Genomic DNA, 23,457 nt, shown 5'->3' with positions numbered 1-23,457 from the left:
AATGACGGCTATTGCCAAGTTGCTTGGTCAGCGCGGGTGGCCGCCAGGCGTGCTTCATCAAGCGTGATGCCGAGGCCAGGCTCATCAGAGAGTGTCAGCCAGCCCTCGGCGTCGGGTTTGATAGCGGCTGTCAGCGGGAAGTCGCGCACCTCAGGTGTCCATTCCGGGGGATCGAAGGGGTACTCCAGATAAGGACAGCCTGCCGGGCCAACCGCTCCTGCGGTGAGATGCAGATTGGCGGCAAGACCAATGCCATTGCCCCAAGTATGCGGCGTGAACCATTTGCCCGCTGTGGTGACCTCTTTCGCCAGCCGCGATAGGCCGAGAAGGCCGATTGAGCACACTGCGTCCGGTTGATAGACGTCAAGACACTGCTGTCGCAGCATTTCGCGGAATTCGTAGGGTTCGCGGGTCATCTCGCCACCGGCGATTTTCAGTCGCTCGCCAGTCAGGTCGTTGAGGGCGCGCATGCCGGGGTAGTCGCCGCGATAGAGCGGCTCCTCCATCCAAAGCACATTATGGCGAATCAACTCCTCAGCCACCTCGCTTGCCTTGGCCAAATCCCAGGGGGCCTGGGTATCCCACGGCATCCGCCAGCCCTGGTTGCAGTCGACCATCAGATCCAATTCTTGTCCCACGGCATCACGCACAGCGGCGAGCACGGCCAGATCATCGTCGAGCCGCTGGCGGCCAAAGCGTAGTTTCAGGGCGGGGATGCTTGCGTCGCGAACCTGCTCGGCCAGGGCGACGACCTGCTCGATAGGGCGATGGGTACCGCTGGACGCGTAAGCTTTCAGGCGTGATGAGGTGCCGCCCAACAATTGCCATAACGGTTGGGCCTTGATCTTGCCGATCAAGTCCCAGAGGGCAACTTCCAATGGCCAGCAGCGCCCTGCATGAAAACCGATGTTATCAATCACTGCACTGTGGCGTTCGATGGCTAAGGGGTCTTGCCCGATGAATAGCGACCGGAAGTCGTCGAAGCCATACATGGCATCACCCGAGCCGATGCCCTCACGGCCTTCGCTGTCGATCACGCGAACGATGGCAGCCGGAAACTTGCGCCTGGGTTGGCTATCCCAAGCCGCTGGGAAAGGTGGATCCAGTTCGCACTGGTGCTGGCTGATCTCGATGCGCTCAATTACGTTCATGCGCTGACCTCGCTGTTCTGGGTGGCAAGCTCGGCGACGCGACGTGCGAACACGGTCACAGTGGCTTCAGCGAGCCATTGCCAGTCATCGTCAGTTGGTCGGCGAGCAGCGTTGCGGGCCATAGGCGCGTTCTCTTCTTTTTGCATGGTCGAGGCTAGCGCTTCAGCGTTTAACGTCAGCTCAGTAAAGGGGGCAAGGGCTTGATTGAAATCGGCCTGATCAGCGAGCTCACGGAATAGCCTGGGCAAGTCTTGTGCTTTGCAGCCGGCTTTCAGGGCATGGGCTGCTGGCGTAAAGCGTGCTTCATTACCTGTCACTGACCAAGCCAATGACGCTTCCAGGGCCAGCGTCACGGCAACACCGTGCGGTAAGTGGTAACAGCTACCCAGGGCATGGCCGATGTTGTGTGCGATGCCGGTGCCACCATTATCGATGGCCTGGCCCGCTAGGCAAGCAGCCTCCTGCATGCGTTGGCGGGCCTCCAAATCATGCGGGGTAGCCACTGCAATGGGCAGCGTCTCACCTACCTGACGGATGGCCTGCAGCGCCGGGGCCTCAATAAATGCGTGTCGCCCCTGGCCGGTAGTGGCCTCCAGCGCGTGGACGAAGGCATCCAGGCCGGTGGTGGCGGTGAGTGGAGCGGGCAGGTCACGCGTTAGTGCCGGGTCGAGGAGGACGGCGTCGGGTAACAGCTCGTCGCCCCAGGCCCAAAGCTTGCGTCCCTGTGTATCGGTGAGGATCGAAGTGCGCGTAACCTCGGAGCCGGTGCCCGAGGTCGTTGGCACCATCACGGCCGGTACACGCCCTGCCCAAGGGGTCATGGCCAGCAGATAGTTCTCCATGTCACCAGGGCTTTCTGCCAGGGCTGCGACCAGCTTGGCGATGTCTAACGCGGTGCCGCCGCCCAGCCCTATTACCAAGGGGCGGCCGGTCAGGGCACGAACCGCCGCCGCGGCCGCATCGGCGCTAGTCACGCTGGGTTCGCCTGCCGGTGCCAGGAAGGTGTCTACCTCGGCATCAACCGCCAGATCGTCGACCAGTGCATCGACCAGGCCAGTTGCGGCAAGACCTTGGTCACTGATGACCATATAACGGCTGGCACCCAGGCGGCAGCGAAGCTCGGGTAGCTGCTTAAGACTGTCAGGCCCCGCTATGATCGGTGTCTGACGTCCAGTGTGAAAATGGTTCAGGGACATGGTGCTCAAATCTCGATCCAGGTGGTCTTGAGTTCTGTGTACTTATCGAAGGCATGAAGCGATTTGTCGCGACCCTGGCCGGATTGCTTATAGCCACCAAAGGGTGCATTGATCGATGTGTGGTCGTAACAGTTAACCCAAACGGTGCCCGCTCGTAGGGCGCGGGCGGCGCGGTGGCCGTCGCGGAGTCGATCAGTCCATATCGCCGCGCCTAGGCCGTAATCGGTGTCATTGGCGATGGTCAACGCCTCATCCAGGTCGTCCACGGTAATCACAACCAGGACGGGCCCGAATATTTCCTCGCGGGCCACACGCATATTATTGGTGACATCGTCGAGCACCGCCGGGGTCAGGTAGTACCCTCCGCTTTCGCAGCGTACCTGCTCGCCGCCGAACAAGAGTTGCGCCCCTTCGCGCTGGCCTTGTTCGAGATACCCCTGCACCTTTTCCATATGCGCCTGTTCAATCATCGCCCCCATCTGTACGGCTGGGTCGAGTGGGTCACCGGGCTGTAGTGCCTCGGCCCAATCGCGGAGTTTGGCAAGCAGCGTTTCCTTGACGGTTCGATCGACAATCAAGCGGGTTCCCGCGTGGCAGGTCTCGCCCTGGTTGTACCAGACACCATAGGCGACCGACATGGCGATGGTGTCCAGATCTTCCACATCGCGAGTGACGATGTGGGGGCTCTTGCCACCGCACTCCAGACCGATGCGCTTCATATTGGAGTGCGCAGAATACTCAAGGAAGGCTTTGCCGACCTCAGTGGAGCCGGTAAAACCGACAGCGTCGACGCCAGCATGCAGGCCCAATGCCTTGCCAGCGATGTGGCCCAGGCCTGTGACCACCTGAAAGGCGCCAGCGGGGATGCCAGCCCCTTGGGCAAGCTCGGCCACCTTGAGCGTAGCCAGGCTAGACTGCTCAGCGGGCTTGAGTATCACCGAGTTGCCAGCGCCCAGTGCCGGGCCAATCTTCCAGCTCGCGATAATCAACGGGTAGTTCCAGGGCACCACGGCGGCGACCACGCCCATCGGCTCGCGGTCTACGAGGCAGACGCTGTTTGCCCCATTGGGCGCCGTTTCACCGTAAAGCTTGTCGAGTGACTCGGCATACCAGCGCAGCCCCCCGACCAGGCCGGGCACATCCACTGTTGTGGTCTGGCCAATCGGCTTGCCGGTTTCCAAGGTTTCTAGCAACGCAATATCGTCGAGCTGTGCCTCAATGGCATCCGCCCAGGCGAGCATGCGTGATTTGCGCTCGGTGGGCGGCAAGTCTCGCCATTCACCACTCTCGAAACTGCGGCGAGCACTGGCGACGGCGAGGTCGACGTCGGCAGCATCGCAAGCCGCCACATCGGTGAGCACTTGACCAGTGGCAGGATTCTCTGCAGAAAAGGTAGCGCCGCTGCGGGCCGGGACGAATTGTCCGTCGATATAGGCCAGTTGTGGCAGCGGGAGAGAGCTCGCGCGGTTCTGCCAGTCGGCGTGGGAGCGGTCCGTCATCAAATAACCTCGGCGGTGAGTTGGCATGTCGTCGTGATACTAGGCGCTCAGGTGTGGCCCCACAAACGAGGAAAGCGAACCGGGGGTATTCCAATAACTCATGCAAGTCTGGTATTCATCCGGCGTTTACTGACATTCTCTGCTTAGTTTCTGCGAAAAAATCACCCAATGAGGCCACGGCGCATGTCACGCACATTACCCCCACTCAATTCTCTAAAGGCCTTTGAGGCCGCCGCCGAGTGTGCAAGTTTTACCCTGGCGGCGCAGCGGCTCTGCGTGACCCAGAGCGCGGTTAGCCGTCAAGTAAAGTTGCTAGAGGAGCAGTTGGGGGTACCGCTTTTCCAACGTGGTTCGGGCCACCTTCGATTGACCGACGCGGGACGGCGGTTGCAGCCAGTGCTGCGTCAGTCCTTTGATCGTATTGCCTGGACTGTAAGAGGGCTGCAAGAGCCAGATGCTATCCCCCACCTGCGCCTGAATGCGCCTCCGACCTTTGCCAATCGATGGTTAATCCCGCGGCTGGGGCGCTTGAAATCATTGCACCCTGATCTGGAGCTGTCCCTGACAACGCGTGCCGATGACGACCTGGTAGGAGACGAAAACCTGGATGCAGCGATTCGTTTTGGAACCGGTGAGTGGTCGGATGCCGAGGTGGTGCACCTGATGCAAGAAAGTCATATCGCCGTCTGCGCACCCAAGCTCCGAGGGTCTAGGCGTCGTGATGCGCTCGACCTCAATCACCAGGTGCTGCTTCATGTTCTTTGGGGCGAGGATCGCTTTCATACCTGGGATCACTGGCTGTCAGCGGCCGGTATCGAAGGCGTGAAGACCAGCGGTGGTATCGCGTTTGATCTCCTTGAGTTGGCGATTCATGCCGCCGTCAACGCGGTAGGCGTGACCATCGCAGACCGGCACATGGTCGCGCGTGAGCTGGATAGAGGGGAACTCGTATCATGGCTTGATGTCGAGGTTACCGGGCATCGCTCCTACTGGTTGGCAACCCGGCCGCATCAAGTGGAGTCGGCCAACCTCAAGCTTTTCCGCCAATGGCTGGCGCAGGAGATCGAAGATCCGCCTGTAGGTTTATAAGCCGCTACGGACAGGTGACCGCAGGGCTATGAGGCGTCGCTGTTATCGGAGAGAAGTTGTTCACGCAATAGGTCGACGAGCGTATCACCCGCGGGATGCTGGAAACTCGGCGATTTTCGAACCGCCAGCTCGGCAGGTGGCAACGCTGGGAACCCTTCCGCTTCATCAAGGATGCGCCAGTTCTCTGGCATGGCGCGTCGATCAGTGACGGTTACGGCCTTGCCCTGATTGACGGCCACGCGCAGCCCGGTGGGGCTTTGGGTCGTATACTCCAGCGACCATTGTCTGCCCAGGCGCGTAAGGGCTTCCAGGGCGCGCTCTCGATAAGGGCAGTGATCAGGGAAGAGCGCCAATGCGATCGGCGCATTGGGGGCGACACAATAATCTTGATGCGCTGCCCAAACCACTTCCTCATGGCCCATCGATACCCCATGCCGTTGGCTCTTGTGTTGAATTGTCAGTACGAGATCAAGCTCTCCTGCTTCTAAAGATTCGATGAGCTCACTCGACATGCGGCAATGAATATGCGGCCGAATGCGAGGATGTAGCTCAGCAAGGCGCGCCAATAGTGCCGGTAGCCAGGCTTCGGCATAATTTTCTGGTAGGCCGAAACGAATTACTCCGTCGTGGTCGCCGTGTCCGAGCACGCTTAACGCCTCGCGTTGCAATTGCAACAGGCGTCGGGCGTAGACCAGAAACGTTTCACCATCTTGGGTCAGTGTCAGTTGACGGCTCGTGCGCTGCAACAGACGCGTGCCGAGCCGCTCTTCCAGGGTGCGTATGCGCAGGCTGATTGTCGACTGGGTCTTATGGAGTTGGTTAGCGGCAGCAGTAAATCCATTGTTGTCCACGACGGCAACGAAAGCACTCAGCAGTTCGTTGTCGAGGGACGGCGTGCGGGGCGAGCTATCGGTATAGCCGATGGAATCCATCACAAGGAATTGTTTCCTCAATAGAGCTGGTTTATCCACTATGCCTCCAGATACGCCGGGGTGCCAAGCCCGGCTCATATTTCTTTCTGGAGGATAATGCAATGCTGAACGCTGATCAGTTGGCGGATGCCGAGCGCCTAGATTTGTCTGCCTTTGTCGATACCCAACGCTATCCACTCGATGAGCCCAATAGTCCGTCGCTTGTTGAGGTCATTGAGTCTGCCCGGCGTGATCTTGACCGTGAGGGCTGTGCGGTGCTGCGAGGCTTTCTGCATCCGACTGTGCTTGAGCAAGCGCGGACAGAGAGTGCGCACATGGCCGAGAAAAGTTTCTTCAACACGCGCCAGGTCAACGCCTACTTTACGGCTGATGACCCCTCGCTACCGGATGATGATCCGCGTCGTATATTCATGACGCGCACTAGCGGTTTCGTCACCCGGGACATGATCACGGCGGATAGCCTGATTCATAGACTCTATGTTTCCAAGGCAATGAAATCGCTGGTGGCACGCTGTCTTGGCGAAGAGCAAATTTATGAGTACGCCGACCCCTTCGCTGGCTTGGTGCTCAACGTACTGCCCGATGGTACTCAGCAGCCGTGGCACTACGACACCAACGAATTCATCGTCACCATGATGACGCAGCAGCCCGAAACGGGCGGCGTTTTCGAGTATTGCCCGGGGATTCGTACACCACAGGACGAAAACTATACCGGTGTCAGCGCAGTGATTCGTGAGGATGATTCAACACCGATAAAGCGTCTGGATCTGCGTCCGGGTGATTTACAGCTTTTCAAAGGTCGCTTCAGTCTGCACCGCGTCTCAGAAGTGCAAGGTGATACACCACGACTGACGGCTATTTTCGCCTATTCGCAGCAGCCCGGCGTGGTCGGCAAGCTCGAACGCACACGCCAACTGTACGGGCGTGTCGCCGAACAGCATATCCAGGCAGAGGCCAGCTATGCGGAGCGCCATGACGGTCTGATCGACTGAGCCCCCATCCCTATAGCTTTACTGACCTATACCTTTACTGCCCTATACCTTTACTGAATGAGGAGAGAGGATGAAGATGGATCTCGATACCCTCGGCATTCTTCCGCCGACCCATGCGCCTAGCGATTGCGAGCCGACGCACGCCGAGATTGAACAGGTACTGCTCGACCGTCTTGGCCGTGTTCGGCATGAACTCGTCAAACGTGACCTGACCGCGGTAGTGCTCTTTGACCCGGCACACGTACGTTATGCCACAGGCTCGCGCAACATGCAGGTCTACAGCTCGCGCAACCCGGCGCGCTATGCGTTCGTCCCCGCCGAAGGGCCAGTGGTGTTGTTCGAGTTTTCCGGCTGCGAGCACTTAGCCAAGCACCTGCCAACAGTGGATGAGATCCGCCCAGCCAAGGCAATTTCTTATTATTTCAATGAGAAGAACACCGAGGCGGTAACCCGCGCCTGGGCGGATGAGATTACCGACCTCGTTCGTCAATGTGGAGGCGGTAAACGTATCGGCATCGAAAGCGCCACGCCGGAAGCGGCATTCATGCTGCAGAGGAATGGCTTCGAGGTATTGGATGCACAGGCGCCACTGGAGTTGGCACGCGCTATCAAGGTGCCCAATGAGATCAAAATGATCCGTTCGTCTCTGCGTGCGGTAGAAGAGGGTGTGCATAAGCTCGAAATGGCGATCAAGCCGGGCATGAGCGAGAACGCTGTGTGGTCAAGGCTGCACCAGCACATCATCGAAACCGATGCTGACTTTGTCGAGACGCGATTGATGAACTCGGGACCACGCACCAACCCATGGTTCCAGGAGTGCTCAGACCGCATCATTCAAGAAGGCGAGCTGGTGGCGCTAGATACCGACGTGGTCGGACGCTACGGCTATTATGCCGACTTCTCTCGCACTTTCCTGTGTGGCGATGGCCAGCCAAGCCAGGCGCAGAAGGATCTCTACGCCATGGCTTATGAACAGATACGCACCAATATGGAAAACATCCGGCCCGGCATCAGTTTCAAGGAATACGCCGAGCGTGCCTGGCAGCTTCCAGAAGCCTACAAGGCGCGCCGTTACTTCGCCTTGGCCCATGGCGTTGGCATGAATGGCGAGTATCCCTACATCGTTCATCGTGAGGATATCGACGACAAGGGCTACGACGGAATTATTGAGCCGGGAATGACGCTTTGCGTGGAGAGTTTTATCGGCCACGAAAAGGGTGGTGAGGGCGTCAAGCTGGAGGAGCAACTCTACGTACGCGACGACGGAAAAGTGGAGTTACTGTCCGATTATCCCTTCGATTCCAGGTTGCTGGAATATACCTAGTGAAATGGTACTACATTCTTTTTTCTCATGATGGCTATTCAGTAATGTCGATCGTTATTCGGTAATAACCTGCTACGATTGACTTTTTAGCATGGCTAAATTATTAGAAGGGAGCTTAATATGAATAAAATCTCATCATCGTTCTTGGTGGTAGGGCTGCTCGCAACGACAACTGCCGTTCAGGCGGACAATCACAAGTCATTAGTGATCGGTACCAACAATTGGGCCGAAAACATTGCAGTTGCCAACATGTGGAAGATCATCCTTGAAGAAGAGCATGGCTATGACATTGAGCTTTCCGATGTCGGCAAGAGCGTGCTTTACAGTGGCCTGGCCAACGAGGACTTCGATCTCTCCCTGGAGATCTGGTTACCTACCACTGATGCCTCTTTCCTTGAGCCTCACAAGGATGCGATTGACGTGCACGACGTTTGGTACGAAGGCACTGGGCTGGGCCTGGTGGTGCCGAGCTACGTGGATATCGACACCATCCCTGAGCTTGGCGAAAACGCCGAGGCTTATGAGTACCAGGGTAGCCCGACTATTCTTGGTATTGACTCAGGTTCGGCAATTGCAGGCTCTACCGACGATGCGATAGACGTGTACGAACTGCCACTTAAGCAAATCAATAGCTCTGGGCCGGCGATGATGGCGGCGCTAGATGATGCTTATCAGCGCGAAGAGCCGATCGTCGTGACACTGTGGAGCCCGCATTGGGCCTTTGCTGAGTACGACCTCAAATATCTGGAAGATCCTGAGGGCGTTTATGGCGAAAGTGACGATATTCACTGGTTCTCGCGCAAAGGTTTCGGTGACGATGACCCCTGGCTAACGTCCGTGCTCAATGATTGGTACATGGACGACGATACATTGGGCGGCCTGATGGCCGAAATCGAGCAAGCCGGTGACCCAGTAGAAGGTGCTCAGACTTGGATCGATGAGAATCGTGACTTGATTGATGGGTGGATAGAGTCTGGTGACGACGAATAATACTTTATTGACTACCTGAGTCAGCATAGCTGAGATATGTTAGCAGTCGTTCGTTTTGGCGCGTGCTACCTATATGGAACCTAGTGTTGCTACCAACAAAAAACGGCCACTTGCTGTGTTAGCTAAGTGGCCGTTTTTCATAGTGTTCTTGGTCGGAATAGCAGGATTCGAACCTACGACCTCTGCCTCCCGAAGGCAGCGCTCTACCAAGCTGAGCTATATTCCGAAGGTTGCCGAGCCGTGCGTATCTGTGCTCAACAACGGAGGTGGATCATACTTAGCCAGACGTGTTTTTTCAAGTCCTCGGCGGTGTGATCTAGCAATTTTTATGCTTGGCGATCAACCGCTAAGCGGGCCAACTGGGCCATGCTGTCGCGGTAGGCGCTGGGCGGTAGGGCGTCCAACTGCTGCAGGGCTTTATCGGCCATCTCTTCGGCGCGCTGGCGGGTATAGTCGAGTGCGCCGGTGGCGTGAATAATTTCCAGCACGGCGTCGAGCTGCTCAAGACCGCCATCGCGAATCACCTGGCGAATCAGCTTGGCCTGTTCCGGCGTGCCTTGCTCCATGGCGTGGATCAGCGGCAGCGTCGGCTTGCCTTCGGCTAGGTCGTCGCCAACGTTTTTGCCCATGGCCTCGGCGTCGCCCTGGTAATCCAGCAGGTCGTCAATCAATTGAAAGGCGAGTCCTAAGTAGCGGCCATAATACTGTAGAGCGCGCTCCTGTTCAGGCGTTGCTTCTGCCAGCACGGCACCGCTGTGGGAAGCCGCTTCAAACAGCATGGCGGTTTTGCCCAAAATGGTCTCGAAGTAGTCCTCTTCGGAGATGCTGGGGTTGCCGATGTTGGTCAACTGCAGCACTTCCCCTTCCGCGATGATGCAGGTAGCGCCGGAAAGGATCGCCATAATGCGCATCGAGCCCACATCGACCATCATCTGAAACGAGCGGGCGTAGAGAAAGTCACCGACCAGTACCGAGGGCGCATTGCCCCAGGCGTCGTTGGCGGTTTTCTTGCCCCGGCGCATATGCGATTCATCCACCACGTCATCGTGTAGCAGCGTGGAGGTGTGCATAAACTCTATTAATGTGGCCAGCGGAATATGCTTGTCGCCGGTGTAGTCGAGGGAGCGGGCGGCTAGGAGTGCCAGTAAAGGGCGCAAGCGCTTGCCGCCGCTTTCGGTAATGTACTGGCCGATCGTTTCAACCAGTGGCACTTTAGAATTGAGCTGCTCGACAATTGTCCGATTGACGGCTGCGAAATCATCGGCCACCACGGCATGCAGCGGTGAAGGCGTTGGGCTGTCAGGCTGGGCTGAGGAGACGTTAGCGGTCATGGGATACGTTCATCGCGGCAGATTGAGGCGGTTACTCCCGCCCATAGTGGAGGTCATGCTATGGGGCTGCCTGTTAGGCGTCAAGACACGCGCGGTGGTCACGCTATGATATGCCGTTATAAGGAGATGGTCGTGTCAATTGACAACGGCCTATGGTCTTGTGGTAAGAGAAGATAGTCGTTATAATCCGCGACCCACTCATCTTGCTCCCTGTCAGATGGCTCCAAAAGGGGCGCCACTCGCAGCAGGTCGATAAGAGCACGACTCGAAAGAGCGTAGGAGATGAGTGCCGTTTAACCGTTAGAACGGCATTAACGACAGTCCGGAGAGCGACATGTACGCAGTTATCAAAAGCGGTGGTAAGCAGTACCGCGTTCAAGAAGGTCAAACCCTCAAGCTCGAGAAAATCGAAGTCGCTACCGGCGAAACGATTGAGTTTGACGAAGTGCTGATGGTCGCTGACGGCGATGACTTCAACATCGGTGCGCCGATGATCAGTGGTGCTAAAGTCTCTGCCGAAGTGGTTTCCCACGGGCGCGGCGATAAAGTCACCATCATCAAGTTCCGTCGTCGTAAGCACCACATGAAGCGTCAGGGCCACCGCCAGTGGTTCACTGAAGTCAAAATTACCGGAATTTCTGCGTAAGCGGTCAATTCCCTTAGGAGGATTTTGCAATGGCACATAAAAAGGCAGCCGGCTCCACGCGTAACGGTCGCGATTCCGAGTCCAAACGCTTAGGTGTAAAACTCTTCGGTGGCCAAGCGGCGACTGCGGGTAACATCATCGTGCGTCAGCGCGGCACGCGTTTCCACGCGGGCACAGGCGTAGGCCTTGGTCGTGACCACACACTGTTCGCACTGAGCGACGGTTTTGTGAAGTTTGAGACCAAAGGCCCGAAAAACCGCAAGTTCGTTAGCATCGTCTCTGCCTAAACGGCTAGTACTATGCTCGCGGTTGCGAGAAAAAAGGCCCCGCTATGGCGGGGCTTTTTTGTCGGTTAAATCTCTTTTCCAATACGCTTTACCACGATGCCTTTATCACCATGTCTATATCACGATGTATTTATCATTATGCTGGTGGCAGTAAAGGGTTGGGAAAAGAGTTGGGAAAACAGTAGTGCATATTAGGGCGGCGGAAGCGGCCGGGAGAATCCAATGCAGTTCGTCGATGAAGCCTCGATTATTGTTGAGGCGGGCAAAGGCGGCAATGGCTGTCTGAGCTTTCGCCGCGAAAAATATGTGCCCAGGGGCGGCCCCGATGGGGGCGATGGCGGTCATGGTGGTAGCGTTTACCTCATTGGTGACGATGCTCTTAACACTTTGATCGATTTTAAATTCCAGCGCTTCTATAAAGCCCAGAACGGGCAGGGCGGCATGGGCCGCCAAATGAGCGGCAAGGCCGGTGAAGACCTGCACGTCAAAGTGCCGGTGGGCACCACGGTGATTGATGAAGACACCCTGGAAGTCATCGCCGATGTGACCGAAATTGGTCAGGTGGTGCTGGTGGGCGAAGGTGGCCGCCGCGGTTTGGGTAACATCCACTTTAAATCGTCTACCAACCGCGCACCGCGTCGGACGACACCGGGTACCGACGGCGATCGCCGCAACCTGCGCTTGGAAATGAAGGTAATGGCCGATGTGGGCCTGCTGGGCATGCCCAATGCGGGTAAATCGACGCTGATTCGCTCGGTGTCCGCCGCCAAGCCCAAGGTCGCCAACTACCCGTTTACGACCTTAGTGCCCAACTTAGGCGTGGTAAAACTGGGTATGCACGAGCACTTCGTCATGGCCGACGTACCGGGCTTGATCGAAGGTGCCTCTGAAGGCGCCGGTTTAGGGTTGCGCTTCCTGAAGCACTTAACCCGCACGCGGCTACTGTTCCACGTGGTCGACGTGGCACCGTTTGACGAGTCCGACCCGGTGGAAGCGGCAAAGGCGATTGTTCACGAGTTGGGGCAGTTCTCTCCGGCGCTTTCTGAGCGGCCGCGCTGGCTGGTGCTGAACAAGTTTGACCTGCTGCCGGAAGATGAGCGTGAAGAGCGCGCCCAGAAGATTATTCAAGCGCTCAACTGGGAAGGCCCGGTGTTCCGCATTTCGGCGATCAGCAGTGACGGCACTGATAAGCTGGTTCAGGCAGCCTACCGCTGGTTGACCGAGCAGCGCCGCCTTGAGCACGAAGATGAAGAAGCGCTGGCCCGTGAAGAAGAGATGCGCCGCCGCATGGAAGAGGAGTCGGTTGCGCGTACCGAAGCTCGCCTGGGCCGTCGGCGTAAGCGCGACGATGAAGATGACGAAGACTTCGACGACGATGATTACGACGTTGAAGTCGAATACGCCCCTTAGTGGTATTGAGCGGGTGCATTCGGTAGTCAGCTAAAATCGAAAGTAAGCTAAAATCGGTAGTATGCAAAAAGGGGGCTGCGTTCGCGCGGCCCCTTTTATGGGCGTCTGATTAAGTTGCACGTGGCTGATTTAGCAGTGAGTATCTGATTAAGTTGTCAGCGTTTGATTGAGGTGGGTCGCATGGAAAGTAACGAGCAAATCCTGGGGCGCAACGCGCTCAGCCGCGCACGGCGGGTCGTGGTGAAGATTGGCAGCGCGCTGCTGACTAACGATGGCCGCGGCCTGGACGAGCCTGCCATCGGTGGTTGGGTGGATCAAATTGCCGCTTTGCACCAGAAGGGGATTGAAGTGGTGCTGGTCTCTTCCGGCGCCGTGGCGGCTGGCATGGTGCGCCTTGGCTGGCAGGTGCGCCCCAGCGCCGTGCATGAGCTGCAGGCGGCTGCAGCGGTAGGCCAAAATGGCCTGACCCAATGCTACGAGCAGCACTTTGCCCGCCACGACATGCTCACCGCGCAGATTCTGCTTACCCATGATGATCTTTCCAACCGCAAGCGCTACCTGAATGCGCTCTCGGCGCTGCGTACGCTGGTAGAGATGCGCGTGGTGCCGGTGATCAATGAAAACGACACCGTAGTCACTGATGAGATTCGCTTTGGCGACAACGACACCCTAGGCGCGCTGGTTGCTAACCTCCTGGAAGCGGATGCGCTGCTGCTATTGACCGACCAGGAAGGTCTGTTTGACGCCGACCCACGGCACAACCCCGATGCCCAGATGATTGCCGAAGGGCGCGCCGACGACCCGCGCTTAGCCGCCGTGGCAGGCAGCGGTGGCGCGCTGGGGCGTGGGGGTATGAGCACCAAAGTGCGCGCGGCGCAGTTGGCGGCGCGCTCCGGGGCGGTCACAGTGATTGCCAGTGGCCGTCAGCCCGACGTAATCAACCGGATAATGTCGGGCGAAGCGCTAGGCACGCTGCTGCGTCCTGACCAAGTGCCCATGGCGGCGCGCAAGCGCTGGCTGGCGGGTCAACTGCAAGTGCGTGGCACTTTGGTGCTGGATGCAGGAGCAGTCAAAGTATTGCGCGATAAAGGCTCAAGCCTGCTGGCAGTGGGCGTTCGCGACGTACAGGGCGGTTTCAAACGCGGCGATATGGTGGTGTGCGTGGATGAACAGGGTACGCCAGTGGCCAAAGGCTTGGTTAACTATGGCGCTGATGAAGCGCGCCAATTGGCGGGCCAGCCCAGCCATCAGATCGAAGCCATCCTCGGCTACGTGGAAGCCCATGAGCTGATCCATCGCGATAACCTTGTTGTTATATAGAGGCTTCTTCTGGTCGTTTTTCAGTCCCGAATGCGGGGCGGTAGAGGCACTTGCCGGGGCCAGTTGTCAGGTACCAAAAATAGCCGCTCGTAGCGTTGTTCATTGTGCTCTCCCTCTGAGTGAAACAGCATGACTTGCTGGGGTGAGCGCCAGGCGTGAACCTTCTCGATAATAGCGGGCAACTGCTCCGCCGCAGGGCGAAAAGCGCTGAGGGACGGCGGTGCCAGCCAGTGAGGTTTTTCCAACCACGCCATGCGCGGCATGGTGGGAAACCGGGCTGCCAGCGCAGGCCAGTCACGTAAGTAGCACCAGGTACCTCGGCGGTGATCAGCCGTCGCGCCCTCCGGCGCTGGCATGGCTGCATGCCAGGGGTAGTAAAGTACGCCGGGCATCGCCAACCGCTGGGTTAACTGTTCGCCTAAACGCAGATCAGAAACCCCCAGATCCCGTGGCGTAAGCCAATATGCTAGGGTTTCCAGCGCGGGCGCTGTGGTGGAAAGGGGAAGCTGGTGCCGTCTGAGGTGAGAGCACTTAAGCGCCAGGCTGTCTAACCCGCCGGGGCCAATCCAGCGGCTTTGACTATTGGCTGCTCCAGGCCCTTCTGGCAGCCCCAGGTAGAACTTAATAGCGACTTCTAAATGTATCGGTGCCGGGTTGTCGCGGGTTCTGTAAAGCATATCCAGCTCGCCCAGGGTGTTGCGCTGGCGGGTGATGCGCACGTTCCGGGCAAGCAATCGTGTATTCGGTGCGTGATCTAACAGCGTATGCCACAAGCGTTCGTGGTAATGGCCCATGCGCGTTGCGCGGTTGCCGTTCAACGCGGTTAGCGGTGGTAGGCCAAGCTTATGGAGCCAGGGCAATAGCGCTTTTTCAAGCCCTAACTCTTTAATGGTGGGCCGCCCTGCACAGGGAATCGGCGGGGGAAGCACCACAAGATCAGGCGTGGAGATCAGCCAAGCCAAATCTCTTAGCACTGACACCGTGTTGCCGAGTTCTACATTCTCCAGCGCGCCGTCAACGCCTTCGTTCAGCACGTATATCTCCTCAGCAACCTCATAAGGTCGGCACTATCAATTTAGCGACATGATTTTAGCTGCATAGTTTGGCAGCCTACCATAAACGCAGCGGGCTCCCCGTGGGGAGCCCGCAAAGCGATTAGCTGGAAAAATTAATCGCGGTCAATTTGAGTCACTTCGGAAGAACCCTGACGCACGCTGATTTCTAGCTCACGGCCATCTTCACCGCGGCCTTCAATATCGATGATGCCGCTCTTATCGATATCGAGATCTTCAAATTCAACCATTCCCTCCTGGCTAGCCACGTCCAGTGCTTGACGGATATCGGCTTCGCTCATACCCCAGGCACCGGTAATCAGGCGCTCACGTTTCTCTTGTAGCGTTTCACCGTTATCCAGGGAGAACTCCACATCGGCGTACCACTCATCGTCCAGCCAACCTTCTACCTCTACGCGGCCACGGCTTTTAATGCTAACTTCTTCGTAGTGGCTGAAACCGTAGTCATTGGCGTGGGTCAATACGTCATCAATGCGATCCATCGGCAGCGAATCGTCGGCCTGCACACTCCCTGCAGCCGCAGCAAGCAGCAGCGCAGAGGTCGGGATCAGCAGCATTTTTTTCATGGTGTTCATAGCAAATTCCTTCTTTACATATCTGTACGAGAATGTCTGTACGTCGATGTTTATACAACAGTGAATAAACGGCATTCACTGAATGCGACAGTGAATTTATACCACCACGATACTTTCCTTAAGCTGACAAAGCTGTTCATCTAACGTTCATGTTGTCTTTGGCATGCTGACGCTATGAGTAAAATCCTACGCCACTTTAAAAAGCTACTGCGCAGCGTCCCTCGCCGCAACGTCACTGGGTTAGCCTTGGTGCTGTTGCTGGCGGGTAGCGCGGTGGGTGACCAGCATTGGGAGTCGCTACACGGCGAAGTGCGTCGCGGCGAGGTCGTGCCTCTCGACACTATTTTGGATTGGCTGGAAGCGCACTATATAGGTGAAGTGCTGGAGGTAGAGGTGGAGCGTGAAGGGGGCTATGTAGAGTATGAGATCAAATTGCTTGGCCCCCAGGGCCAAGTTGTCGAGTTCGAGTTTGATGGCCATAACGGCCAATTGATGGCCATTGAGGGGGTGCGTATCAATGATATGCGCCGCTAGCCTGTTGATGTCACTTGCCAAAAAAGGGTAGTTAGCCGATGAAGTGTTTGTTGGTAGAGGACGACCAGGCGCTGGCTCGCGAGCTTAGCCAAGCGTTGCGCGACGGCGACTGGCTTGTAGAGCATGCGGCTAACGGTCAGGAGGCTGATTTTCTGGTACGCACGGAAGCCTACGACACGCTGATTCTGGATGTCGGACTACCCGATGGCGATGGCACCCGCTGGCTTTCGGCATGGCGGGAAGATGGTATCGACCTGCCGGTGTTGATCCTTACCGCCCGGGAACGCTGGGCCGATAAAGCCGCGGGATTTACTGCCGGGGCGGATGACTACGTCACCAAACCGTTTGAGTCGGCGGAAGTACTGTTTCGCCTACGCGCCCTTGTGCGCCGCAGCCACGGCCATGCCCATCCAGTACTGAAAGTGGGTGAGCTGAGTTTGGATACCCACACCCAGCACGTCACCTTGGCAGGGCGTCCGGTGGGGTTAACTGCCCAGGAAACCCGACTGCTGGGCTATTTAATGCACGCCGCACCGCGGGTGGTGAGCCGCACCGAGCTCTCGGAGCACGTTTATGACCGCGACCACGAGCCGGACTCCAATGTGATCGATGTTCAGGTCAGCCGCCTGCGTCGCAAGTTGGGCAGTTGGCGAATTGCCACCCTGCGTGGCCAGGGCTACCGCTTATTAGCAGAAGAGCCCGCTACCGAATGAGTCGACTCAATTCGGTCTGGCCCGAACGTTGGGTAAGGCGCTGGGCAAATCGCTCCATAAGCTTGCGGTTACTGCTGGCGGTGTTAGTGATGATAGGGCTGGCGCTGCCCGTTGCGGGAACGCTGCTTTCTCATCATTACCGTGCCTCGGCCACTCAGGCCTTTGATGAGCGCCTGGGGGCCACCCTCAACGTCATCATGGCGGGCGTTACCTACGACCGCATAGAGCAGAAGCTTGTCCATGACCGGGCGCTGGGCGACCCGCGTTTTGACAATGTCTACTCCGGCTGGTACTGGCAAATCACCGATGGCGAGCAGCATACGTTGGCCTCGCGCTCGCTGTGGGATCAACGCCTGCCGGTGATCGATAGCGACACCCTTAGCGCTCGCTCGATACCTGGCCCCCGGGGGCAATCGCTGCGCGTGGTGGAGCGTGATATCTATCTGGCGCCGTTAGAAGCGCCGCTACATATTAGCGTCGCCGCCCGGGATGATGTATTGGCCCGGGACATTGGCGAATTTCAGCGCCTGCTGTGGGGCGGCTTAGTGGGCTTGGGCGTGCTGTTGCTTGGCGTATTGGCGCTCCAGGTACGTTGGGGACTAGCACCACTGCGCCGCATGCACGCCAATCTGCATGATGTAGAGCAGGGGCGCGCCGAGCAGCTAAATACCCGCTTGCCTGACGAGTTGGCGACGCTTGCTGCCTCAATGAACGCGGTGCTGGCACGTGATCAGCGCTTGATCGAGCGCGGCCGCCATACCGCTGGCAACCTTGCCCATGCGCTGAAAACCCCGCTGAGCGTGATGCGTCTGCAGCTACGCCAGTTGCCGGAAGCGAACCGTGACGCCTGGGAGGTTGAGCTAGAACGCGTGGATAGCGCGGTACGTCATCACTTGGCACGCGCTTCAGCGGCGGGCGAAGGCGTACGCTTTGCGCCCATCGATTTACATGCCACTCTGGCGCCGCTTCTCAATGGGCTGGCTAGGCTCGCCCAGCGGCGTGACATTGTGTTGCGCCAAACCTGGGCGGGTGACATTAAAGTCCATATGGATGGGCAGGATATCCAAGAGCTGGTGGGTAACCTAATGGATAACGCGCTGCGCTGGGCGCATAGCGATGTGCAGCTACAGCTAGAGAGTGACGGGCAGCAGTTAACCTTGACCGTTAGCGATGACGGCCCCGGTATGAACGAAGCCGAGTGCCAGCAGGCGGTGCAGCGCGGTAAACGATTGGATGAACAGCGTTCGGGCAGTGGCTTGGGTTTGGCCATTGTGACTGATCTCGTCGCTCTGTATAGCGGCCAACTGCACCTTAGCCGCGCCAGCGCTGGTGGGTTAAAAGTCGAGGTGGAGCTACCCGTCGTCGCGTGTAATCGTCGTGCATAACTAATGGAGACCGCATCGAATGAATCGCACAGATACGCTGCCCGATATAGTCGCCGGCCCTCTATTAAGACGTATCAGCACTACACGGCTGGTACTTTGGCTCGTCGCCACTCGGCCACTGAACATGACATTAGTGCTGCGCCCAGGGCACGCCGATAGCCAGTCAATCGGCTTGGCGCATCATCAGCAGTGCATCCCCATCGGCCAGCGGGCCTTTATCTACCTAATCGATTGTGAGCTTGAGTCAGCGCTGCCCTGTGACGAGCGCATCGAGTATGACCTGCAGGTAGAAACCCAGCAGGGCGAGTGGCGCTCTTTGCCCGAGTGGGCGCCGTGGCTCTGCTATGACGGTGCCACCTATCCCGCCTTTGTGGTTGCATCGCGCCATCACCGCCTGATGCATGGCTCCTGCCGTAAGCCCCATCACGACAGTGCCGATGGTCTGGTGCGCGCCGATAGCTGGCTTGCTGAGCAGCAGTCAGCGTCCACCGAGTGGCCCGCTTGGCTGTTGATGACCGGTGACCAGGTGTACGCCGACGACGTGGCTGGGCCGATGCTACGCGCCGTGCATGCGTTGATTGAGCGGTTAGGGCTGGTGGATGAGTGGCTGGAAGGTGCGACGGTCGATGATAGCCAGGCGCTCTACCGCTCTCCGGATAGCTACTACCGGCGTGCTGAACTGTTGCCGGATGTGACCAGTAACGTGGCGCTGCGCGAGCGCTTTTTTGGCGGTGTAAAAAAGCCGGTGTTTACCTCGGCGAACGCCCATAATCACTTGATGACGCTGGCTGAAATGCTCGCCATGTACTGCCTGGTGTGGTCACCGGTGCCCTGGCAGATAATTGCCCCTGAAGCGCCTGCCTTAGATGAAAAAGACGCAGAGCTCTATCGTCAGGAGCAGGCGGTAATCGATACCTTTGCTGAAGGCTTGCCCCAATGCGCTCGGGTGATGGCGCATCTGCCCAGCCTGATGATCTTCGATGACCACGACGTTACCGACGACTGGAACCTAACCGCCGACTGGGAGCGCGCCGCCTACGGTCACCCGTTCTCTAAGCGTATTATCGGTAACGCTCTGGTGGCCTATCTGCTTTGTCAAGCCTGGGGTAACGATCCGGATAAATTGAACCCGCTAGTCCATCATGCCTTGACCCTGCTGGGTGGTGGTGACCAACCGCTAGTCTGCGCTGAACAGGATGGGCTGATTGAGCGGCTGCTGCGTTTTCAGGGCTGGGAGTTTCAGGTACCCGGTACCCCCGCACTTATTGTGCTGGATACCCGCACCCGGCGCTGGCGCAGCGAACGCAGCCCGCATCGGCCTTCAGGCTTGATGGACTGGGAGGCGCTAATGGAGATGCAGCAGGCGCTAATGGGGGCCAAAAGTGCGGTGATTGTCTCTCCCGCACCGATGTTCGGCGTCAAGTTGATAGAGGGAATCCAAAAGCTGTTTACCCTTGCCGGTAAGCCGCTGGTGGTGGATGCCGAAAACTGGATGGCGCACCGCGGAGCGGCCAATACGCTGCTGCAGATTTGGCAGCACTCCAAAACCCCAGGCAACTACGTGATTTTATCGGGCGACGTGCACTACTCGTTTGTCTACGACATTGTGGTGCGCCATCAGCGCCGTTCTCCCCATCTGTGGCAGATCACCTCAAGCGGGATCAAAAACACCTTTCCAAAAAACCTGCTCAATACCTTTGACCGGCTCAATCGCTGGCTCTACGCGCCGTGGTCGCCGCTTAATTGGTTCACCAAGCGACGCAAGCTAAGCGTTCACCCCCGCGACCCTGACCGCGCCAGCGCTGGTGAACGGCTGTGGAACGCCAGCGGCATTGGCTTAGTAACGCTGGATGAGAAGGGTCACCCTATCGATATCCGCCAGCTCGACGCTGACGGTAGCGAGGTGGTCTTTCCGGCGCGGGAGAAGCCGCTCATTTAACGTCAGTTTAGCGTCAACTAACTGATGTCCTTGATGATTGTCATTATAGCGTCACAAAAATGACGCACGCTTGCTTGCAGCTTATCGACCATCTCCAGGGAAGGTGACACATCATTGGAACCACCGCTGGTTATTAGGGTGGCAGAATAAGGCAGCAGGCAAATGACCGCACAAGAAGCGCAGTGGTTGAGAAAGATTATTGCAACAGAAGAGTTGCACGTGCTCTTTCAGCCCATTGTGGATGCCAGCCAGCAGGCGATTTATGGCTACGAAGCACTGATTCGTGGGCCTAAAACATCGCCGCTTCACTCGCCGTTACGACTGTTTGAAGTAGCCACTCAGGCCGGAAAGCTGGTGGAGTTAGATATACTCTGCCGGCGGTTGGCCATCTACCGCTTTGCAGAGCTCGATCTGCCGGGCCTGCTGTTTCTTAACGTTATGCCGTTGACTATTGTAGAGCGTGATTTTCGTGAAGGCTTAACGCTTGGCTTTATTCGTGACAGCGGCTTGCCCCCAGAGCGGGTGGTGATCGAGCTCACTGAACACGTGCCAATCCACGACTACGAGCTAATGCGCCAAGCGGTGGATCACTACCGCACTATGGGCTTTCAAGTCGCGCTGGATGATCTCGGTGCAGGGCACTCAAGCCTGCGCCACTGGTCAGAGCTGCGCCCCGATTTCGTTAAGCTCGACCGGCACTTTATCTCCGGCATCGACCAGGATCCTGCCAAGCGAGAGTTCCTGCGTTCGATTCTCGATGTGGCGCGTAGCCTGGACTGCCAAGTGATTGCTGAAGGGGTGGAGACCGCTGCTGAGCATCTTTGCTTGTGGGAACTCGACCGTGGACTGGCACTACTACAAGGCTTCTATTTCGCCCGACCCAACCAGCAGCCGCCTTTAGAGCTCAATATGGTGCTGCCGGCGAGCACCCAATTAAAAAGCCCTGCGGGTCGCACCACGCGCTCGATTTTACGTGCTACCAATGCCATAACGACGGATTGCGCAGTGCCGTATATCTCCGAGCGATTTCGCCAACAGCCCAGCTTGCGCTGTGTGGCCGTGCTGGAAAATGGCAAGCCCGTGGCGGTGGTGCGCCGCAATGCGTTTTTAACTCTATTTACCAACCCCTATAGCCATTCCCTTTATGCCAAGCGCCGTGTGCTGGACGTTGCTGATGCCCGCATGCTGGTGGCCGAAGCGGATACTCCGCTTGAGATTTTGAGCCAGAAATTGACCGACAGCCGGGATATTGAGCAGGAGGACTTTGTCATCGTTAACGCTAACGGTGACTACCTGGGAATGGGCAATATCGTTGACCTTTTGCGTGAGATTACCGCGATCCAGGTGCGCCAAGCGCGGCATGCCAACCCACTCACCGGCCTGCCGGGTAATATCCTGATCAATGAAACCCTGGCGGCTTATTTGGCCTCCGGGCATGGGTTTGTCGCAGCCTATGTTGACTTGGATAACTTTAAAGCCTTTAACGATGCTTATGGCTACGCCCGAGGTGACCACATCATCATTTCGCTATCGCGGCTGCTGCAAGCACAGGTAGAGAATGTCGGGGGCTTTATTGGCCATATTGGCGGCGATGATTTTATGATGTTGCTGCCGCTTGAGCACTGGGAAAGTGTTTGCCAGCAAATTCTGCACTCATTCGAGGTGATGGCACCGGGTTTCTATGAAGAGGCTGATCGCCTTCAGGGCGGGATTCACATTGAAAACCGTCAAAATAGAATGACGTTTTTTCCCTTTGTGAGCGTCTCGATTGCGGTAAAACCCATCCACGATACAACCACCTGCCAATCGCTGGATATCGCAGGCGAGCTTTCTGAGCTGAAGCACCAGGCCAAAAAAATCCCCGGTAACAGCCTGTTTGTAGAGCGCCGCAGTCACGAGGCTCTTCAAACCGCAGATTAACTGTCCTTCGCTAAAACGTCACGAAGTGGTCATATAAGTGCCCCATTTTTGTCATATCGAGTCGTCAGGATGTTGTCATCTTTTAACAATTCTACAGAACGCTACAGGTGACCCATGCAGACATTATCCCTCTCCCGCACATTAATCAGTGCCGCCGTTGCCAGTGTCTTCGCTTTGGCCGCAGTGAACGCCTCTGCGGATCTGTCCTCACGCTATGTGGATAACGATGGCGATATGATCGCCGATGTTCCCAGCGATGAGTCACAGTGGGTTGACCCGGATACCTTGGTGTTTGCCTATACCCCGGTTGAAGATCCTGCGGTATACGCTGATGTCTGGTCTGACTTTTTGGATCACCTGAGCGAAGCCACTGGCAAAGAGGTGCAGTTCTTCCCGGTGCAGTCCAACGCTGCCCAGCAGGAAGCGCTGCGCGCTGGCCGTCTGCACGTTGCTGGTTTTAATACCGGCGGCGTACCGGTCGCGGTTAACTGCGGTGGTTTCCGCCCCTTCGCCATGATGGCTGCGGAAGATGGCAGCTTTGGCTATGAGATGGAGATCATTACCTACCCTGAAAGCGGCATTGAAGCCGTTGAAGACTTGCAGGGTCGCCAATTAGCATTTACCTCCGAGACTTCCAACTCTGGCTTCCGCGCCCCCTCTGCGCTGTTGCGCTCTGAGTATGGCATGGAAGCGGGTGAAGATTTTGAGACCGCTTTCTCTGGTTCTCACGACAACTCGATTCTCGGCGTCGTCAACGAAGATTACGATGCGGCGGCGATTGCCAACTCCGTAGGCAAGCGGATGATTTCCCGCGGTGTAGTGAACGAAGGTGATTACGACATTATCTACACCTCACAAACCTTCCCCACCACCGCTTACGGGCTGGCCAATAACCTGAACCCGGAACTTGCCGAGAAGATTCAGGATGCGTTCTTCAGCTACGATTGGGAAGGCACTGCCCTTGAGTCAGAATTCGCTAACTCCGGCGAAGCGCAGTTTATTCCGATTACTTATCAGGAAAACTGGGCGGTTATCCGCACCATCGCTGACGCCAACGGCGTGACCTACGACTGCGATTAATCTCTAAGCAGTACCCCAATACGATCGGCCAGGAGGGCAACCTTCTGGCCGAACCGCTATGTAGATGAGGC

At 57.4% G+C, this 23,457-nt stretch carries 21 protein-coding genes and 1 tRNA gene; 14 read left to right on the top strand and 8 right to left on the bottom strand.

From position 1 onward, the window contains the following. Positions 1-8: 8 nt before the first annotated feature. From HZU72_RS02545 to HZU72_RS02535, 3 genes are read right to left on the bottom strand one after another with little or no spacing between them, the layout of a single operon-like run. A complete protein-coding gene (locus HZU72_RS02545) occupies positions 9-1,151 on the bottom strand; it encodes a mandelate racemase/muconate lactonizing enzyme family protein (RefSeq protein ID WP_180090309.1) in 1,143 nt (380 codons plus the stop codon). Continuing rightward, complete coding sequence (locus HZU72_RS02540) at positions 1,148-2,347, bottom strand: iron-containing alcohol dehydrogenase (RefSeq protein ID WP_180090557.1); 1,200 nt, start codon at positions 2,345-2,347, stop codon at positions 1,148-1,150. Before HZU72_RS02540 ends, HZU72_RS02545 begins: the two co-directional genes overlap by 4 nt. A 5-nt stretch (positions 2,348-2,352) precedes the next feature. Beyond that, a complete protein-coding gene (locus tag HZU72_RS02535) occupies positions 2,353-3,846 on the bottom strand; it encodes an aldehyde dehydrogenase (protein ID WP_180090307.1) in 1,494 nt (497 codons plus the stop codon). A gap of 183 nt (positions 3,847-4,029) precedes the next feature. Between HZU72_RS02535 and HZU72_RS02530 the strand changes: the two genes are divergently transcribed. Continuing rightward, positions 4,030-4,935: a LysR substrate-binding domain-containing protein gene (locus tag HZU72_RS02530; protein WP_180090305.1), complete on the top strand. Its 906-nt coding sequence runs from the start codon at positions 4,030-4,032 to the stop codon at positions 4,933-4,935. Positions 4,936-4,961: 26 nt separating this feature from the next. Here HZU72_RS02530 and HZU72_RS02525 read toward each other — a convergent pair whose 3' ends face one another. Then, positions 4,962-5,867 (bottom strand): LysR substrate-binding domain-containing protein, encoded by a 906-nt coding sequence (locus HZU72_RS02525; protein WP_180090556.1) that lies wholly within the window; start codon positions 5,865-5,867, stop codon positions 4,962-4,964. 101 nt (positions 5,868-5,968) lie between these two features. Here HZU72_RS02525 and HZU72_RS02520 point away from each other — a divergent pair, with 101 nt between their 5' ends. From HZU72_RS02520 to HZU72_RS02510, 3 genes are all read left to right on the top strand, one after another. Next, positions 5,969-6,859: a HalD/BesD family halogenase gene (locus tag HZU72_RS02520; protein WP_180090303.1), complete on the top strand. Its 891-nt coding sequence runs from the start codon at positions 5,969-5,971 to the stop codon at positions 6,857-6,859. Positions 6,860-6,929: 70 nt separating this feature from the next. After that, positions 6,930-8,183 (top strand): M24 family metallopeptidase, encoded by a 1,254-nt coding sequence (locus tag HZU72_RS02515; protein WP_180090301.1) that lies wholly within the window; start codon positions 6,930-6,932, stop codon positions 8,181-8,183. A 120-nt stretch (positions 8,184-8,303) separates the two neighbouring features. Then, the gene (locus HZU72_RS02510) at positions 8,304-9,173 is read left to right on the top strand and encodes a glycine betaine ABC transporter substrate-binding protein (RefSeq protein WP_180090299.1); all 870 of its coding nucleotides are present in this window, start codon (positions 8,304-8,306) and stop codon (positions 9,171-9,173) included. A 149-nt stretch (positions 9,174-9,322) separates the two neighbouring features. Here HZU72_RS02510 and HZU72_RS02505 read toward each other — a convergent pair. Together HZU72_RS02505 and ispB are read right to left on the bottom strand one after the other, a co-directional pair. Continuing rightward, positions 9,323-9,399: transfer RNA gene (locus HZU72_RS02505), tRNA-Pro, on the bottom strand. Between the two features lie 100 nt (positions 9,400-9,499). After that, positions 9,500-10,504, bottom strand: a complete 1,005-nt coding sequence (ispB, locus tag HZU72_RS02500) for an octaprenyl diphosphate synthase (RefSeq protein ID WP_180090297.1) — start codon at positions 10,502-10,504, stop codon at positions 9,500-9,502. A 334-nt stretch (positions 10,505-10,838) separates the two neighbouring features. Between ispB and rplU the strand changes: the two genes are divergently transcribed. The 4 genes from rplU to proB all read left to right on the top strand — a co-directional run bounded on the left by rplU (position 10,839) and on the right by proB (position 14,167). Continuing rightward, a complete protein-coding gene (gene rplU / locus HZU72_RS02495; protein WP_022520761.1) occupies positions 10,839-11,150 on the top strand; it encodes a 50S ribosomal protein L21 in 312 nt (103 codons plus the stop codon). A gap of 29 nt (positions 11,151-11,179) precedes the next feature. Beyond that, positions 11,180-11,437 (top strand): 50S ribosomal protein L27, encoded by a 258-nt coding sequence (gene rpmA / locus HZU72_RS02490; protein ID WP_008957069.1) that lies wholly within the window; start codon positions 11,180-11,182, stop codon positions 11,435-11,437. Between the two features lie 222 nt (positions 11,438-11,659). Then, a complete protein-coding gene (gene cgtA / locus HZU72_RS02485) occupies positions 11,660-12,847 on the top strand; it encodes an Obg family GTPase CgtA (RefSeq protein ID WP_180090295.1) in 1,188 nt (395 codons plus the stop codon). 180 nt (positions 12,848-13,027) lie between these two features. Next, complete coding sequence (gene proB, locus HZU72_RS02480) at positions 13,028-14,167, top strand: glutamate 5-kinase (RefSeq protein WP_180090293.1); 1,140 nt, start codon at positions 13,028-13,030, stop codon at positions 14,165-14,167. Positions 14,168-14,187: 20 nt separating this feature from the next. Here proB and HZU72_RS02475 read toward each other — a convergent pair whose 3' ends face one another. Together HZU72_RS02475 and HZU72_RS02470 are read right to left on the bottom strand one after the other, a co-directional pair. Next, on the bottom strand, positions 14,188-15,201 hold the full coding sequence (locus tag HZU72_RS02475) for a DUF1853 family protein (protein ID WP_180090291.1): 1,014 nt from the start codon (positions 15,199-15,201) through the stop codon (positions 14,188-14,190). A 134-nt stretch (positions 15,202-15,335) separates the two neighbouring features. Continuing rightward, on the bottom strand, positions 15,336-15,815 hold the full coding sequence (locus tag HZU72_RS02470) for a PepSY domain-containing protein (protein ID WP_180090289.1): 480 nt from the start codon (positions 15,813-15,815) through the stop codon (positions 15,336-15,338). 174 nt (positions 15,816-15,989) lie between these two features. Between HZU72_RS02470 and HZU72_RS02465 the strand changes: the two genes are divergently transcribed. The 6 genes from HZU72_RS02465 (at position 15,990) to phnD (ending at position 23,386) form a co-directional block, all read left to right on the top strand. Further along, positions 15,990-16,349 carry a PepSY domain-containing protein gene (locus tag HZU72_RS02465; protein ID WP_022520757.1) on the top strand — a complete coding sequence of 120 codons (360 nt, stop codon included), beginning with the start codon at positions 15,990-15,992 and terminating at the stop codon, positions 16,347-16,349. Between the two features lie 38 nt (positions 16,350-16,387). Then, positions 16,388-17,062: a winged helix-turn-helix domain-containing protein gene (locus HZU72_RS02460; RefSeq protein WP_180090287.1), complete on the top strand. Its 675-nt coding sequence runs from the start codon at positions 16,388-16,390 to the stop codon at positions 17,060-17,062. After that, complete coding sequence (locus HZU72_RS02455; protein ID WP_180090285.1) at positions 17,059-18,447, top strand: sensor histidine kinase; 1,389 nt, start codon at positions 17,059-17,061, stop codon at positions 18,445-18,447. Before HZU72_RS02460 ends, HZU72_RS02455 begins: the two co-directional genes overlap by 4 nt. Positions 18,448-18,466: 19 nt before the next feature. After that, the gene (locus HZU72_RS02450; RefSeq protein WP_180090283.1) at positions 18,467-20,386 is read left to right on the top strand and encodes an alkaline phosphatase D family protein; all 1,920 of its coding nucleotides are present in this window, start codon (positions 18,467-18,469) and stop codon (positions 20,384-20,386) included. A gap of 162 nt (positions 20,387-20,548) precedes the next feature. Beyond that, entirely contained in the window at positions 20,549-22,306 is a 1,758-nt protein-coding gene (locus tag HZU72_RS02445) for an EAL domain-containing protein (protein WP_180090281.1), read from the top strand. A gap of 114 nt (positions 22,307-22,420) precedes the next feature. Further along, positions 22,421-23,386: a phosphate/phosphite/phosphonate ABC transporter substrate-binding protein gene (gene phnD, locus HZU72_RS02440; RefSeq protein WP_180090279.1), complete on the top strand. Its 966-nt coding sequence runs from the start codon at positions 22,421-22,423 to the stop codon at positions 23,384-23,386. Positions 23,387-23,457: the final 71 nt, after the last annotated feature.

Origin of the sequence: Vreelandella sedimenti, assembly GCF_013416325.1 — a bacterium.
Taxonomy (GTDB): Bacteria; Pseudomonadota; Gammaproteobacteria; order Pseudomonadales; family Halomonadaceae; genus Vreelandella; species Vreelandella sedimenti.
The sequence above is the reverse complement of the archived record's forward strand: the minus strand, read 5'-3'. Positions and strand labels throughout refer to the sequence as shown.

Excerpts from the sequence above, each read along its gene's own strand:
- HZU72_RS02545 (WP_180090309.1), bottom strand. The coding sequence starts at position 1,151 with ATGAACGTAATTGAGCGCATCGAGATCAGCCAGCACCAGTGCGAACTG.
- HZU72_RS02540 (WP_180090557.1), bottom strand. The coding sequence starts at position 2,347 with ATGTCCCTGAACCATTTTCACACTGGACGTCAGACACCGATCATAGCG.
- HZU72_RS02535 (WP_180090307.1), bottom strand. The coding sequence starts at position 3,846 with ATGACGGACCGCTCCCACGCCGACTGGCAGAACCGCGCGAGCTCTCTC.
- HZU72_RS02530 (WP_180090305.1), top strand. The coding sequence starts at position 4,030 with ATGTCACGCACATTACCCCCACTCAATTCTCTAAAGGCCTTTGAGGCC.
- HZU72_RS02525 (WP_180090556.1), bottom strand. The coding sequence starts at position 5,867 with ATGGATTCCATCGGCTATACCGATAGCTCGCCCCGCACGCCGTCCCTC.
- HZU72_RS02520 (WP_180090303.1), top strand. The coding sequence starts at position 5,969 with ATGCTGAACGCTGATCAGTTGGCGGATGCCGAGCGCCTAGATTTGTCT.
- HZU72_RS02515 (WP_180090301.1), top strand. The coding sequence starts at position 6,930 with ATGAAGATGGATCTCGATACCCTCGGCATTCTTCCGCCGACCCATGCG.
- HZU72_RS02510 (WP_180090299.1), top strand. The coding sequence starts at position 8,304 with ATGAATAAAATCTCATCATCGTTCTTGGTGGTAGGGCTGCTCGCAACG.
- ispB (WP_180090297.1), bottom strand. The coding sequence starts at position 10,504 with ATGACCGCTAACGTCTCCTCAGCCCAGCCTGACAGCCCAACGCCTTCA.
- rplU (WP_022520761.1), top strand. The coding sequence starts at position 10,839 with ATGTACGCAGTTATCAAAAGCGGTGGTAAGCAGTACCGCGTTCAAGAA.
- rpmA (WP_008957069.1), top strand. The coding sequence starts at position 11,180 with ATGGCACATAAAAAGGCAGCCGGCTCCACGCGTAACGGTCGCGATTCC.
- cgtA (WP_180090295.1), top strand. The coding sequence starts at position 11,660 with ATGCAGTTCGTCGATGAAGCCTCGATTATTGTTGAGGCGGGCAAAGGC.
- proB (WP_180090293.1), top strand. The coding sequence starts at position 13,028 with ATGGAAAGTAACGAGCAAATCCTGGGGCGCAACGCGCTCAGCCGCGCA.
- HZU72_RS02470 (WP_180090289.1), bottom strand. The coding sequence starts at position 15,815 with ATGAACACCATGAAAAAAATGCTGCTGATCCCGACCTCTGCGCTGCTG.
- HZU72_RS02465 (WP_022520757.1), top strand. The coding sequence starts at position 15,990 with ATGAGTAAAATCCTACGCCACTTTAAAAAGCTACTGCGCAGCGTCCCT.
- HZU72_RS02460 (WP_180090287.1), top strand. The coding sequence starts at position 16,388 with ATGAAGTGTTTGTTGGTAGAGGACGACCAGGCGCTGGCTCGCGAGCTT.
- HZU72_RS02455 (WP_180090285.1), top strand. The coding sequence starts at position 17,059 with ATGAGTCGACTCAATTCGGTCTGGCCCGAACGTTGGGTAAGGCGCTGG.
- HZU72_RS02450 (WP_180090283.1), top strand. The coding sequence starts at position 18,467 with ATGAATCGCACAGATACGCTGCCCGATATAGTCGCCGGCCCTCTATTA.
- HZU72_RS02445 (WP_180090281.1), top strand. The coding sequence starts at position 20,549 with ATGACCGCACAAGAAGCGCAGTGGTTGAGAAAGATTATTGCAACAGAA.
- phnD (WP_180090279.1), top strand. The coding sequence starts at position 22,421 with ATGCAGACATTATCCCTCTCCCGCACATTAATCAGTGCCGCCGTTGCC.